The following is a 14,170-nucleotide window of genomic DNA, read 5'->3' as shown; positions in this document are numbered from 1 at the left end:
AGGCAGGGAGCGCCATGACAGCGATCAACGACGTCACCACGCTTGAGAAGGAAGGCGGCATTGCCGTCATCACCCTCAATTCGCCGCCCGTGAATGCGCTTTCGGCGCCGGTGCGCGAAGGCATCAACAACGGCATCAAACAGGCGATCGAGGACCCGGAAGTCCAGGCGATCGTGCTGATCTGCGACGGCCGCACCTTCATCGCGGGCGCAGACATCACGGAATTCGGCAAGGCGCCGAAGGGCCCGAGCCTCTTCGACGCGCAGGCCATGATCGAAAATGCGCCGAAGCCCGTCATCGCCGCGATCCACGGGACCGCGCTTGGCGGCGGCCTCGAAGTGGCGCTGACCTGCCACTACCGCGTGGCGGTGCCTTCGGCGAAATGCGGATTGCCGGAAGTGAACCTCGGCCTCCTGCCGGGTGCCGGCGGCACGCAGCGCCTGCCCCGCATCGTCGGCGCGGAAAAGGCCGTCGAGATGGTGACGAGCGGCCAGCATGTGGGCGCCAAGAAGTGCCTCGAGATGGGCCTCGTCGACGAGCTCGCCGAGGAAGGCAAGCTGCGCGAGGGCGCCGTTGCCTTCGCGAAGAAGATCGTCGCCGAGAAGCGGCCGCTGAAGAAGATCCGCGATCTCAACGAGAAGATGGAAGCCGCCCGCGGCAAGACGGAAATCTTCGAGAAGATCCGCAAGGAGAACGCCCGCAAGTTCCGCGGCTTCCTCGCCCCCGAATACAACATCCAGTGCATCGAGGCGGCGGTGAACCTGCCCTTCGATGAAGGCATCAAGGTGGAGCAGAAGCTCTTCCGCGAACTCGTGACAGGCACGCAGTCCGCCGCGCAGCGCCACGTCTTCTTTGCCGAGCGTCAGGTCTGGAAGCTGCCGGACGTGCCGGCCGACACGCCGACGATCCCTGTCAACAAGGTCGGCATCATCGGCGCCGGCACGATGGGCGGCGGCATCGCCATGAACTTCCTCAATGTCGGCCTGCCCGTCACCATCGTGGAGACGAAGCAGGAAGCACTCGACCGTGGCATCGGAGTCATCCGCAAGAACTACGAGAACTCGGCGAAGAAGGGCCGCTTCACCATGGAAGAAGTGGAGAAGCGCATGGGCCTTCTCACCGGCTCGCTCGACATGAACGACCTCGCCGATTGCGACCTCGTGATCGAGGCCGTTTTCGAGAACATGGACATCAAGAAGGATGTCTTCGGCAAGCTCGACAAGATCGTGAAGCAGGGTGCAATCCTCGCCACGAACACCTCGGCGCTCAACATCGACGAGATCGCCACCGCCGTGAAGCGGCCGGAAGCCGTGATCGGTCTCCACTTCTTCTCGCCCGCGAATGTGATGCGCCTCCTCGAAGTCGTCCGCGCGGACAAGACCTCGAAGGAAGTGATCGCCACCTCCATGCAGATCGCCAAGAAGATCGGCAAGATCGCCGCTCTGGTCGGCGTCTGCCCCGGCTTCGTCGGCAACCGCATTCTCGCGCAGCGCCAGCGCGAGGCGCAGAAGCTGATCCTCGAAGGCGCCATGCCCTGGGACGTGGACCGCGTACTCTACGATTTCGGCTTGCCCATGGGCCCCTTCGCCATGTCGGACCTTGCCGGCCTCGATATCGGCTGGTCGAAGGAGAAGTCGAAGGGCGAGACGATCCGCGACGTGCTGTGCGAGATGGACCGCCGCGGCCAGAAGACGGGCGCGGGCTTCTACGACTATGACGAGAACCGCAACGCGAAGCCCTCGCCGGTCGTCGAAAAGATCATTCTCGACTTCGCCGCGAAGAAGGGCATCAACCGCCGCAAGATCAGCGACGATGAAATTCTCGAACGCTGCATCTATCCGATGATCAACGAGGGCGCGAAGATTCTCGAAGAAGGCAAGGCGATCCGCTCTTCCGACATCGACATTGTCTGGATCAACGGCTACGGCTTCCCCGTCTATCGCGGCGGCCCGATGTTTTATGGCGACACCGTAGGTGCGGACAAGGTGCTCGCCAAGATGAAAGAGTTCCAGGCGCAGATGGGCGACGACTTCAAGCCCGCAAAGCTCCTGGAAAAGATCGTCGCGGAAGGAAAGAAGTTCTCGGACTTCTGATTCTGCACGCGAGGCAAGATCCGGGCGGCGCTTGCGGGCGCCGCCTTTTTTCATGCCACCGATTGAATTCAGGGCTCGCGCACGGCACGATTGCGCCCAAGAACAACAAGGGAGGACATCATGAGCAGCAACGAACAGGTCATCCGCGATTTCGTCGACGCTTGGCCGCGCCTCGACGTGAAGAAGATCGTCGGCTTCTTCGCGGAAGACGGCGTCTACCACAACATGATGCTGGAGCCGGTAAAGGGCCGCGAAGCGCTGACGGGTTTCATCGGCGGCTTCGTCAATGGCTGGTCCGATGTGAAGTGGGAGCTTCTGAATATCTCTTCCTCCGGTAGCATCGTCTTCGCAGAGCGCGTCGACCGCATGAAAGTTGGCGGCAAGCCCGTGGCGCTGCCCTGCTGCGGCGTCTTCGAAATGGAAGGCGGCAAGATCAAGGTCTGGCGCGACTATTTCGACCTTGCCACTTTCTCGAAGGCGGCTGCGGCCTAGGCCGAACACGTGGCACCAGGTTGAGTAGTGTTGCCCTGCATCACACGGCCCTCAGGATTTGCAGTTCCTCAATCCAGCCGTTGAACGGCGTGGCGACGGAAAAGCTGGAGCCGATGCGAAGCGTCGTGGAACCTGCGGGCAGCGTCTCGCTGCTCGCGCTGGTGGCGCCCGCAACATCCGTGGCATCGAGCGCGTAATCTCCGGGCTTCGCGCGCCAGACCACTTCCTTCAGCCCCAGCGTCGAGACAACACCGGATTGCAGCGTCAGAACATCCGAGCCGGATTTCCGCAGGATCATCTTGAAGCGATTGTCGGTATCGAAGACCACGCGCCAGAGGTTATTGGCGTCCACGCCCGCGCCTGTGATGAAACGGGCGGAAGCTGCGGACAGCCTGCCGATAAGAACTTTTGCGATGCCGCCGCAAGCCGCATCGAGCCCCGCCGCTTCCCAACCGGCAAAAGGTTCAGGCTGGCCGTTCGACGTGCGAACGCCCTGAACCGCGCGAATATCCGAGGCGAGGACTGCCGGCGCGGGGCTCGCATTGCTGATCCATGCGTCTGGCACAAAGCTCGTCTGCGTTACGTCAATGCCCCGCAGCTTGATGTCCTTCGCCGCATCGCCCGCGCCGAGGCCAACGCGCACATCGCCAGCGCCGGAGGTCGTATGCAAGAACCAGAACTCGCCCACGGCGTTTCTGACGATGGTGACGCTGCCGCCGCCCGTCTGCGTTGTGGCGAGCGCGCCCGGCGCTCCACTGAACACCCAGTTGCCGCCCGGCGTTGCCAGCACGACGACCGCACTGGCGGAGGGGTTTGTGCCGGGGCCGTAGCTGATTTTCGTGGCCATCGTGACCACGCCGCCCACGGTAATAATGGCGGTCTGACGACGCGCCGTGCCGCTGCCGGAAACATAGAGGGTCGAGAAAATGCCCTCGATTGGGCCATCTACCAGCGTCGGACTGCCCTGATTGCCCCACCCCGTCGCGCTCTGCGGGTTGTTGCCATTGGCGTTGAGCGCGGCGATCTGCCCGTTCGCATTAAGCCCGCGATCCGTGCGAGGGAGTGTGTTGCTGCCAATCGTCTGGGGAACACCGGCAGTGTTCGGAATGACGATGCCGGACGAGCGGGTGACGGCAAGCAGCGCACCGGCCTCAATCTCCGCGCCGCCGCGCATATAGCGGCCGTTCCTGAAATCGAGCGCGAGGCGCGCCTGCGGGTGCCACCAGCCAGACGCTGCAAACGGGGCCGGGCATGGCCGCCCGCCGCGCCAGACTGGCGCCTCGCAAGGCGGCCAGGCCGCCGCACCGGCGGGCGGAAACGCGGCCGATCTCTCGATGAATGACATGGGCTTGCTCCTGTCCACATGAATGAGCGGACAGTCTCAAGCAGGCTGGAGGGGGAGGGGATAAGTTTTCTAAAAATCCCAGCCGGGGCCCGGAATGGCGCGGTAAGCCTGGGTCAGCGCATCGGACCAGGACCGGCGCAACCCATTGAAATATTCATTGTCGTCCTTGATGCGCTTCTGCAACGCGACCTTGAGCGAACCCCGGCGGTAGACCATGAGGTCGATCGGCATACCGACCGAAAGATTGGAGCGCATGGTCGAATCCATCGAAATGAGCGCGAGCTTCAACCCGTCGCCAAGCGGTGTGTCATAGGTGAGCGCGCGATCAATGATCGGCTTGCCGTATTTGTGTTCGCCGATCTGGAGATAGGGCGTGTCTTCCGTCGCCTCGATATAGTTGCCCGCCGAATAGATCTGGAAGAGGCGAAGCTCGCCATTGCCGACCTGCCCGCCCATCAGGATCGAGACATTGAAATCGCCCGCCTGCGCCTCGAGCGAGGGACCGTCGATCCGGTAGACCTCGCGCACGGCCTCGCCCATGAGCTGCGCGGCGCGCACCATGGTCGGCACGGTATGCAGCGTTTCAAGCTCTTCGGAGCCGCGCACACGCACGCCCTGCTCCATCGCCATGTTGATGGCCGCCTGGCTTACCGCGAGATTGCCCGCCGTCATCAGGCCGATAACCCGGTCGCCCGGATGGTCGATCACAGTGAGCTTGCGAAAGGTGGAAATATTGTCCACGCCTGCATTGGTGCGCGTATCCGCCAGCATGACAAGGCCGGCTTCCAGCCGAAGCGCGACGCAATAGGTCATTAAAGTCTCCAGACATTGCCGGGTTGCCCCCGGTCCTTGCTCACCTTGCGCCGGCCAACCTATTGCTGGGTGGCGCCAGCATCGACCCTGAGACGCACTTCCAGCGTTTCCTCGCCACCGCCCCGCCTGAGCCCGCGCGCCGGTGCGGCCTCCAGATAATCGAGGCCGCAGGCGACACGGACATGAGCATCCGTGGGGCAAATGCGGTTGGCAACATCGAAGCCGACCCAGCCAAGCCCCTCAATATAGGCTTCGGCCCAGGCATGGCTAGCTTCATATTCGGTATCGCGCGGCTCCCAGAGATAGCCGCTGGCATAGCGCGCCGGAAGGCCGGCATGGCGCGCCGCCGAAATGAAGACATGGGCATGGTCTTGACAGACGCCATAGCCATGTGCAAGCGCTTCGGCAGCTGTCGTCTCTGCACGGGTTTCGCCGATCCGGTAGTCGATCACATCGCGCACCTTCTCCATCAGCCTGTGGGCCAGATCGAGGGGCGACCCGTCCGAGCCGGCAAGGGCCGACGCCGCGAGCGCCTTGATGGCATCGTCCGGCGCGGTGAGCGGCGTCTCGCGCAGGAAGAAGACCGGCGCGAAGGGCTCCTCGACGCCGCGCAGAATGCCGCCCGTATCGACCGTTTCGACTTCCGCCGAAATCATCAGCGTGACTTCGCTGTGGAGGCGAGAGACATAGAGCGTATCGAGCGGATTGCCGAAGGCATCTTCACCCTGCGTCACATTGGCGAAATGCGGCACCGACAAGCTCCAGAAAAGAACTTTCTGGCCGCCATTGTCGCGCGGGCGCACGCGCAACACCTGCATCGAATAATTGGCCGGGCCGGCATACCGGTAGCTTGTTTGCTGAGTGATCTGGATTCTCATGAGCGCAGTCTACCCCAAAAGGTAGCTTCTGCTGATCTCCAATCCGAGCCTGTTGTTCTGGTCGATATGCTCACACAGGAATTCGTGGAGACCCTGCCTGAAGACATCTTCGACCTTGCCGAAACGGAGCCGCGAATGGATCTGTCCCGCGATCCGGTGACATTCGTGCCGCTGGCCGTATTCCTCACCCAGCTTGTCGAGACAATCCTTGATTTCCGCCGCAGAACTGATGAGAGATCGCGGCATTTCTTCGCGCATGATGAGGAACTCGGCGATGAGCCAGGGCTTCAGCCCCTCGCGGTAGACTGCGTTGTAGCTGCGGTAGCCAGACACGGCGCGCAGGATCGAGGCCCATTGGTAGTAGTCGATGCCGCCGCCAACCTCCGCATGTTCGGGCAGCAGCACATGATACTTCACGTCCAGAATACGCGCCGTGTTGTCGCTGCGCTCAATGAAGGTGCCGAGCCGCGTGAAATAGTAGCTGTCGCGGCGAAGCATGGTGGCGACGGTGCCGCCGGTGAAAAGGAGCGAGCAATCCTTCACCCAATCGAGAAAACGGTGAAGCCCGCTGCCGCGCACGCGGGTTTCGTTCCAGCCCGGCAGCGCGAGCCAGGCGGAATTGAGACATTCCCATTGCTCGGTGGTGAGCGCCGTACGGACCGCGCGGGCGTTGCGCCGCGCCGTCTCGATGCAGGTACGGATGCTTGAGGGATTCTCGGGATCGAAGGCGAGATAGGAGATGACGTTTTCGGGCGTCGCCTCGTCATGCTTCTCGTAGAAACCCTGCTCGCAGCCTGACACGACGACGGTGGAATGCCATTCATTCCCGTCCGAATCGGTGCCTGACGGCATCAGCGACAGGCGGTCGGTGACGCGCAAGGTGCGGGCGAGATTTTCCGCCCGCTCCATGTATCGGGCGATCCAGAAGAGGCTGTCTGCGGTGCGCGAAAGCATCATGGCCTCAATCCTTGAGCACCCAGGTATCCTTGGTGCCGCCGCCCTGGCTGGAATTGACGACAAGCGAACCCTCGCGCATCGCAACGCGGGTGAGACCGCCCGGCACGACGCGGATTTCCTGTCCTGACAGAATGAAGGGCCTGAGATCCACATGGCGCGGTGCGACGCCTTCGTCGACGAATGTCGGACAGGTGGAAAGGGCGAGTGTCGGCTGCGCGATATATTTTTCAGGGGCCGCCTTCAACCGCGCGCGAAACGCCTCGATCTCCTCCTTTGTGGCCTTGGGGCCGACCAGCATGCCGTAACCGCCCGAGCCGTGCACTTCCTTCACGACGAGATCGCCGAGATGTTCCAGCACATAGGCTGCTTCGTCCTTCTCGCTGCAGCGCCATGTCGGCACGTTTTTCAGGATGGGCGTCTCGCCGAGATAGAATTTCACCATCTCAGGCACATAGGTATAGATCGCCTTGTCATCCGCGATGCCGGCACCCACTGCATTCGTGAGGTTCACGTTGCCCGCACGATAGGCATTCATGAGGCCCGCAACGCCGAGCGCGGAATCGGGCCGGAAGGTCAGGGGATCGAGGAAATCATCATCGACGCGGCGATAGATCACGTCGACGCGCTTCGGCCCCTGCGTCGTGCGCATATAGACGACGTCATTCAGGACATATAGGTCTGGCCCCTCGACAAGCTCCGCACCCATCTGGTCGGCAAGGAAGGAGTGTTCGTAATAGGCGCTGTTGTAGATGCCGGGGGTGAGAACCACGACCGTCGGCTCACCGGGGCAATTGCGCGGCGCGACGGAAGTAAGCGTGCGCATCAGCTCGTCGCAATAATGATCGACCGGCGCCACATTGTAGCGCGAGAAGAGCTCCGGGAAGAGCCGCATCGTGATTTCGCGGTTCTCCAGCATGTAGGAAACGCCGGACGGCGTGCGGCAATTGTCCTCCAGCACGTAGAACTCGTCCGGCCCGACCCGCACCATGTCGATGCCCGCAATATGCGTATAGACATTCTGCGGAACGGAAACGCCCTGCATCTGGTAGCGATAGGTATCGTTCAGGATGACCTGATCGCGCGGCACGATGCCGGCGCGGAGAATGTCCTGCGCGCCATAGACATCGGCGATGAAGGCATTGAGCGCCTTGACGCGCTGGATGAGCCCATCGGAAATCTGGCGCCATTCGGCGGCTTCGAGAATCCGGGGGATGATGTCGAAGGGGATGATGCGTTCGGGGTCGCCGCCCTCGCCATAGACGGCGAAGGTGATGCCGATCCGGCGGAAGAAGGTTTCTGCCTCTTCGCGCCTGAGCGTCAGTATCTCATGCGGCGTCTCGTCGAGCCATGCCTGCAAGGTCCGGTAGGCCCGGCGAACCTCGCTGCCCGGCGCGCCCATTTCATCGAAGATGGCCTCAGCCATCGAAACTCCTGCCTCTGCGGTGTTCGTCCCGCGTTTGTCATGCCTCAAGCCTAATGCGTGAGCAAAAGCGATGCCATGCCGCGAGAGGCCCGAATTGCGGCATTTGCCCGGTTTTTCGCCGGAAATCTGATCGCAATTTGACCTTCGGACACACGGATCGCCGCAAAAAGCGGCAATTGGTCAGCCGCGCCTTAGCCGCGCGAGAAGCTCGAGCGTCGGATAGCCATCCGGCGGCATTCCGATGCTCTGCTGATATTCGCGGATCGCCTTGCGCGTGTTGAAGCCGATAATGCCGTCGACGCCGCCCGTGTCGTAGCCGCGGTCGGAGAGCAATTGCTGCAGGTCATGCCTCTCCTGCCGGCCAAGCGGCCGCTCGTCGCGCGGCCAGCTTCCGGCAATCTGCCCGCGGTCCCGGAAACGGTCCGCAAGCAGGTGGACGGCAAGCGAATAGGAGGTCGAAGCGTTATAGGCCAGCACGGTGCGGAAATTGCCGAGCACGATGAAGGCCGGGCCGCGATGGCCGGCAGGCAGGAAGATCGAGGCTTTCTCGCCCGCCTCGCCGCCGGGGAAGGGCCGCCGATCCATGCGGGCAACGCCCGCTGCCGACCATTCGCCGACCGTGCGCGTGACCGACATATCGGCGCTGGCGAAATCGAAACCTTGAGGCAGCTTCACCTCGTAGCCCCAGCTTCCGCCGGTCGTCCAGCCGGATTTCGAAAGGTAATGCGCGGCAGAGGCCAGCGCATCGGCATGCGAGTTCCATATGTCGCGCTTGCCATTGCCGTCGAAATCGACCGCATGGGAATTATAGGTCGTGGGGATGAACTGCGTCTGGCCCATCGCGCCCGCCCAGGAGCCGGTCATCTTGTCAGGTTCGATGTCGCCGTTCTGAATGATCTGCAGCGCCGCGATGAGCTGTGTGCGGCCATATTCCATGCGCCGGCCCTTGTAGCCGAGCGTGGCGAGCGAGCGGACCACGCTCTTGGTGCCCTGGAAGGAACCGAAATTCGATTCGAGCCCCCAGATCGCAACCAGTACATGGCGATTGACCCCGTATTGCTGTTCGATCCGGCCGAGCAGCGCGTCGTTTTCCGCGAGCAGCGCCCTGCCGCGCGCGATGCGCGTCTCGGACAGCGCGCCTTCGAGATATTCCCAGACCGGCCGCGTGAACTCCGGCTGGCTTTCATTCGCCGCCACTACTTCGTCGTCGGGCCGCACGCCGCGCATCGAACGGTCGAAGGTCGCACCCGAGATGCCGGCCTTCATCGCATCGTCGCGAAAGGCGGTCAGCCAGTCGGCGAAAGCCGGTTCGTCGGCGGCGCTGACGGGCGGTGCGAGCGGCAGCCGCGCACCGGGCGCAGCATCGGCCGCGCAGCCGGTAAGCGCTAGCGCCGCAAGGGCAACAACCGGAAGAAATGGAAGCCGCGCAAAGGACAGGCGGGGCAAACGGCAGCGAGACATCTCGGGCTCTCCCGGGTGGATCATGGCCGCGACGCTAGCATGCCCGCCGCGCATTTCGCAGGTGGCGCGGGCCCGATTTTCGATCTCGGTTAACCGCAGCCGCCCCGATTCCTTCCTAGCCATGAAATGAGGCGACATATCGGCGGGCACTGACCGGCACCGTCCGGTTTTCAGGTGTCATCGCGCACCCCTCGCCCTAGACTCATGCCCGCGATTCTCGAAAGGCAGACGGGGGAAATGATCATGGAAGCGCGGCACAAGGGCTCGGACTTCCCGATGGCAACGAGGTGGCGCGTTGCCCCGCTTCTGACCTGGACCGCCGCGGCGCTGCTTCTCGCCGCCTCATGGATCGTGCCGGTCGCCGCCTCCCTCTGGTCCCGCCTCGACACGGGCCTCCACGCCGCGCTGAACGGCACGGCTGCGAACAGTCTCATGGCGACCGTCTGGGCCATTGGCTGCGAACCGCGCTTCGCTGCCTTCCTGATACTGACAATCCTCGCCTCATGGCTTGTCCATCTTGGCCGCGAGCGGGGGCCGGGCTTTGCCCACGACCTCGCGCTCGGGATCGTGGCGGCGCTGCTGCCGCTCATTCTGCTTGGGCTGAACGCCACGCTTGTAGCGGGCGGACAACCCTCGCCGGCCGCCGCCGTGCCGGACCATATCGCCATCGGCACAGCCGTACCCTGGTCCGAGGCCGGTACGGAAGCCATTGCCTCCTTCCCGGCCAGCCATGCGGTTTTTGCCGGTGGCCTGACGGTGATGCTCTGGCTCGGTTTCGGCCGAAATTTCGGGCTGATGGCGCTTGCCCTCTTGCTGCTCACCGCATTGCCGCGTGTGGCGGCAGGCGCCGAATGGGCAAGCGGCAGCATTGCCGGCGGTTTGGGCGGCGCCTTCGTCGCACTCGCCCTTGCAACCGGAACACCGCTGCCGCATGCGCTTTACCGGATCGCACACATCCCCTCGCGTGCGCTCGTCCGGCAATGGGAGCGCATCGTCGCTGCGCTGAGCAACGAGGACCGGGAAAACTTCCATCCCGCAAAACAGGTGCTGCGCGGCATGTGCATCGGCGCGGCGGACCTCGTGCCCGGCGTCAGCGGCGGCACCATGGCGCTCATTCTCGGCATCTACAAACGCCTGATCGGCGCCATCGCCCATTTCGACGCTGCATTGCTCGGCCATCTGCGGCGGATCGAGATCGCGGCGGCGCTGCGCCGCATCGACATTCTTTTCCTCGTGCCGATCGGCATCGGCGTGTTGCTGGCGCTCATCATCTTCAGCCGCGTGATACCGCTTTCGCTGCTGGTGACGGAATTCCCGGAAGCGATGTTCGGCTTCTTCTTCGGGTTGATCGCCGCGTCGATTGCCGGGCTTCTGTCGCATGTCGAGATCGGTGGCGCAAAGGGCCTGATCTGGCTTGCACTCGGCACCGCTTTCGGCCTTGCGGCGGCAACGCTCGTTCCCGTACAGACACCGGACGCAAGCTGGTTCATTTTCCTCGCGGGCATGGCCGCCATCGCCGCCATGCTGGTGCCGGGTATCTCCGGCTCCTTCGTGCTCCTCATCCTCGGCAAATATACCGACGCCATCGATGCGCTGGGACGGCTCGACTTCTCGTTCCTGTTGCCGCTGCTGGGCGGCGTTGTGACCGGGGCGCTGGTCTTCTCCCGCGCAATCTCGTGGCTGCTCGATCGCTTCTACCGCCGGACCATGCTCACCGTGACCGGCATTCTCGCCGGTTCGCTGCTCGCCGTCTGGCCCTTCAAGGACCGGCAATATGAAACGATCGGCGGCAAGGAGCGGATGGTCTCTGCCGACCCCTATTTCCCGCTCGACCTCGACCTTACGGTAGCAGGCGGCATCGCCGCCATCCTTGCCGGTATCTTGCTCTATCGCCTGCTCGACCGGCTGGCGCAGCATTCGGATGGTTAAGTGGCTGAGCCCCTGCCGCACCACTGAAAGCACGGTTTTAACTAGATTTAATCAAGGATTAATCGGGGCCGTGGTTCAGTGCGGCCATGCTGACAGTTTACAACTGCATCACGGTCGACCATGACCTGAGGCTCGTGCTTCTCGCGGGCTTCATTTGCATGTTTGCGAGTTTTTCCGCCCTCAACCTGCTTGTTCGGGCGGGCAGGATTGGCGCGTGGAGCAGCGCACTCTGGATTCTCGGCGCAGGTGCCGTCGCAGGTTGCGGCATCTGGGCGACGCATTTCATCGCCATGCTGGCATTCCGGCCGAGCGAACAGCTGAGCTACGACCCCGGCACGACGGTGCTTTCCTTCATCGTCGCCATCGTCTTTTCGACCATCGGCTTTGCCATCGCCGCGCGTGTAAAGCCGGCTGGCATTGGCGGCGCGATCGTCGGCCTCGCTATCGGCGCCATGCATTACATCGGCATGGCCGCGGTGAACGCGCATGGCTATATCGTCTGGGACCGTGGCTTCGTTGCTGCCTCGATCATCCTCGGCACGCTCTTTGCCGCCGCCGCAACTCAGGCAGCCTTCTCGCTGAGGGGCGTCTGGCGCGTTCATGCCGCATGGGTGCTGCTCACGCTCGGCATTTGCAGCCTGCACTTTACCGGCATGGCCGCCATGAGCATTGCAGGCGATCTGGCCGTCGAAGTCTCGGCGCGCGCATTCGACAGCTTCATTCTCGCCATCGCTGTCGCCGCTGTCTCTCTTCTCATCGTGATTCTCGCCTATGCAGGCATCGCGGTGGACCGTCATCTTGCGCACCGCGCGGTACAGGAAGCACGTCGCCTGCGCACCTATGTGACGGAGCTCGAAGAAACAAAGCGGCAGCTCGAGGCCACCTCCTCCGATCTCCTTATCGCCTTGAAGACCGCTTCCGCCGCCGACCATGCGAAGTCGCAGTTCCTTGCCACCATGAGCCATGAGCTGCGGACGCCGCTCAACGCCATTCTGGGCTTCTCCGAAATCATGAAGGCGGAGACATTCGGCCCGCTCGGCAATGCCCATTACAAGGAATATTCGGACGACATCCACAGGAGCGGCCGGCATCTGCTCTCGCTCATCACCGACATTCTGGACTTCACGCGCGCTGATGCTGGCGAATTGCAGCTCAATGAGGAAGACGTCGATGTGGCCGATGCGATCAACGATGCGCTGCGGATGATCGAGGGACAGGCCGAGGCGCAGAAAATCTCGCTTTCGACGAATTTCGACCGGACCTTGCCGCATCTTCTCGCCGACCATCGCCGGTTGCGGCAGGTTCTGCTGAACCTGCTTTCCAATGCGGTGAAGTTCACGCCCGATGGCGGGTCGGTAAAGGTCGAGGCGTTTGGCGGTCCGGCGGGCCTCAGCATCCGCGTGATCGACACCGGCATCGGCATCGCGCCGGAGGACATTCCCGTCGCGCTGGAGCGCTTCGGACAGATCGATTCGGACCTGGCCCGGAAATATGAGGGCACGGGCCTGGGCCTGCCGCTCTCGAAATGCCTGATAGAGCATCACGGCGGTACGCTCGACATCGAGAGCGAACCCGGCCAGGGCACACGCGTGACCGTGACCTTCCCCGCCGAACGGGTCGTCCCGCAGACGGCACGCGCCTCAGCCGCCTTTTCCTAGACCGAACACCCTTTTTTCGCGGAATTCTCCCAAATTCCGGTCCCAGCCGCTATCATGGTTAACGCGGCGTTAGGATTACCGTGGCATGAATCGAACATGCAACCGAGAGTGGAAACCGGATGTTCGACAATAAATCGGTCCTGATAACGGGGGGCACAGGCTCCTTTGGCCGCAAATTCACCCGCACGCTGATCGAAAAGCACAAGCCGCGCCGCATCATCGTCTTCTCGCGCGACGAGCTGAAGCAATACGAGATGGCGCAGGAGTTCAACACGCCGCAGATGCGCTATTTCATCGGCGATGTACGCGATCCCGAACGTCTGCAGCAGGCGATGCGGGGCGTGGACTTCGTAATTCACGCTGCCGCGCTGAAACAGGTGCCGGCCGCCGAATACAATCCCATGGAATGCATCAAGACCAATGTCCATGGCGCCGAAAACGTCATCAAGGCGGCGATTGCCGCCGGCATCGAAAAGGTGATGGCATTGTCGACCGACAAGGCCGCGAACCCGATCAACCTCTATGGCGCAACGAAGCTCGCCTCGGACAAGCTGTTCGTCGCCGCCAACAACATGGTGGGCTACGAAAAGACCCGCTTCGCCGTGGTCCGCTACGGCAATGTCGTGGGCTCGCGCGGCTCGGTCGTCCCCTTCTTCGAAAAGCTGATTGCCGAAGGCGCCACGTCTCTGCCTATCACCGACAAGCGCATGACACGCTTCTGGATCACGCTGCAGGAAGGCGTCGACTTCGTTATCCGCAATTTCGCGCGCATGCATGGCGGCGAAATCTTCGTGCCGAAGATCCCCTCCGTCCGCATCACCGACCTCGCTGAAGCCATGGCGCCCGGCATGCCGACCAATGTCATCGGTATCCGCCCCGGCGAAAAGCTGCACGAGACAATGTGCCCTGCAGACGACTCGCATCTGACCGTCGAATTCTCGGATCATTTCGTGATCCGCCCGACGATCAAGTTCTATCGAGGCGATGTCGACTACCTGACCAACAATGTCGAGGAACGCGGCACACCGGTCGACCAGGGCTTCGAATACAGCTCCGGCAGCAACCCGCACTTCCTGAACGTCGACGAAATCAAGGCGTATAATGTGAGGGCCAACGCATGA

Annotated in this window: 11 protein-coding genes; 5 read left to right on the top strand and 6 right to left on the bottom strand. The window is 62.7% G+C overall.

Going from position 1 to position 14,170, the window contains the following annotated elements; genetic code table 11:
* The first annotated feature begins 23 nt into the window (after positions 1 to 23).
* Both ACK4FH_RS07535 and ACK4FH_RS07530 read left to right on the top strand, forming a co-directional pair.
* Entirely contained in the window at positions 24 to 2,093 is a 2,070-nt protein-coding gene (locus ACK4FH_RS07535; protein WP_409815198.1) for a 3-hydroxyacyl-CoA dehydrogenase NAD-binding domain-containing protein, read from the top strand.
* Positions 2,094 to 2,213: 120 nt separating this feature from the next.
* Entirely contained in the window at positions 2,214 to 2,585 is a 372-nt protein-coding gene (locus ACK4FH_RS07530; protein ID WP_409812333.1) for a limonene-1,2-epoxide hydrolase family protein, read from the top strand.
* Between the two features lie 40 nt (positions 2,586 to 2,625).
* Here ACK4FH_RS07530 and ACK4FH_RS07525 read toward each other — a convergent pair whose 3' ends face one another.
* The 6 genes from ACK4FH_RS07525 to ACK4FH_RS07500 form a co-directional block, all read right to left on the bottom strand.
* Positions 2,626 to 3,930, bottom strand: a complete 1,305-nt coding sequence (locus tag ACK4FH_RS07525; protein ID WP_409812331.1) for a hypothetical protein — start codon at positions 3,928 to 3,930, stop codon at positions 2,626 to 2,628.
* Between the two features lie 69 nt (positions 3,931 to 3,999).
* On the bottom strand, positions 4,000 to 4,743 hold the full coding sequence (locus ACK4FH_RS07520; protein ID WP_409812330.1) for a peptidase: 744 nt from the start codon (positions 4,741 to 4,743) through the stop codon (positions 4,000 to 4,002).
* Positions 4,744 to 4,802: 59 nt separating this feature from the next.
* On the bottom strand, positions 4,803 to 5,621 hold the full coding sequence (locus ACK4FH_RS07515; RefSeq protein WP_409812328.1) for a transglutaminase domain-containing protein: 819 nt from the start codon (positions 5,619 to 5,621) through the stop codon (positions 4,803 to 4,805).
* Between the two features lie 9 nt (positions 5,622 to 5,630).
* Complete coding sequence (locus ACK4FH_RS07510; RefSeq protein ID WP_409815196.1) at positions 5,631 to 6,575, bottom strand: alpha-E domain-containing protein; 945 nt, start codon at positions 6,573 to 6,575, stop codon at positions 5,631 to 5,633.
* A gap of 7 nt (positions 6,576 to 6,582) precedes the next feature.
* Positions 6,583 to 8,001: a circularly permuted type 2 ATP-grasp protein gene (locus ACK4FH_RS07505; protein WP_409812326.1), complete on the bottom strand. Its 1,419-nt coding sequence runs from the start codon at positions 7,999 to 8,001 to the stop codon at positions 6,583 to 6,585.
* A gap of 180 nt (positions 8,002 to 8,181) precedes the next feature.
* Entirely contained in the window at positions 8,182 to 9,462 is a 1,281-nt protein-coding gene (locus tag ACK4FH_RS07500) for a lytic murein transglycosylase (RefSeq protein WP_409812324.1), read from the bottom strand.
* Between the two features lie 243 nt (positions 9,463 to 9,705).
* Here ACK4FH_RS07500 and ACK4FH_RS07495 point away from each other — a divergent pair, with 243 nt between their 5' ends.
* From ACK4FH_RS07495 to pseB, 3 genes are all read left to right on the top strand, one after another.
* Positions 9,706 to 11,391: a DUF368 domain-containing protein gene (locus ACK4FH_RS07495; RefSeq protein ID WP_409812322.1), complete on the top strand. Its 1,686-nt coding sequence runs from the start codon at positions 9,706 to 9,708 to the stop codon at positions 11,389 to 11,391.
* 86 nt (positions 11,392 to 11,477) lie between these two features.
* Complete coding sequence (locus ACK4FH_RS07490) at positions 11,478 to 13,049, top strand: MHYT domain-containing protein (protein WP_409812321.1); 1,572 nt, start codon at positions 11,478 to 11,480, stop codon at positions 13,047 to 13,049.
* Between the two features lie 119 nt (positions 13,050 to 13,168).
* Positions 13,169 to 14,170 carry a UDP-N-acetylglucosamine 4,6-dehydratase (inverting) gene (pseB, locus tag ACK4FH_RS07485; RefSeq protein ID WP_409812319.1) on the top strand — a complete coding sequence of 334 codons (1,002 nt, stop codon included), beginning with the start codon at positions 13,169 to 13,171 and terminating at the stop codon, positions 14,168 to 14,170.

This window comes from Parvibaculum sp., from assembly GCF_046297875.1.
Classification (GTDB): domain Bacteria; phylum Pseudomonadota; class Alphaproteobacteria; order Parvibaculales; family Parvibaculaceae; genus Parvibaculum.
The sequence above is the reverse complement of the archived record's forward strand: the minus strand, read 5'-3'. Positions and strand labels throughout refer to the sequence as shown.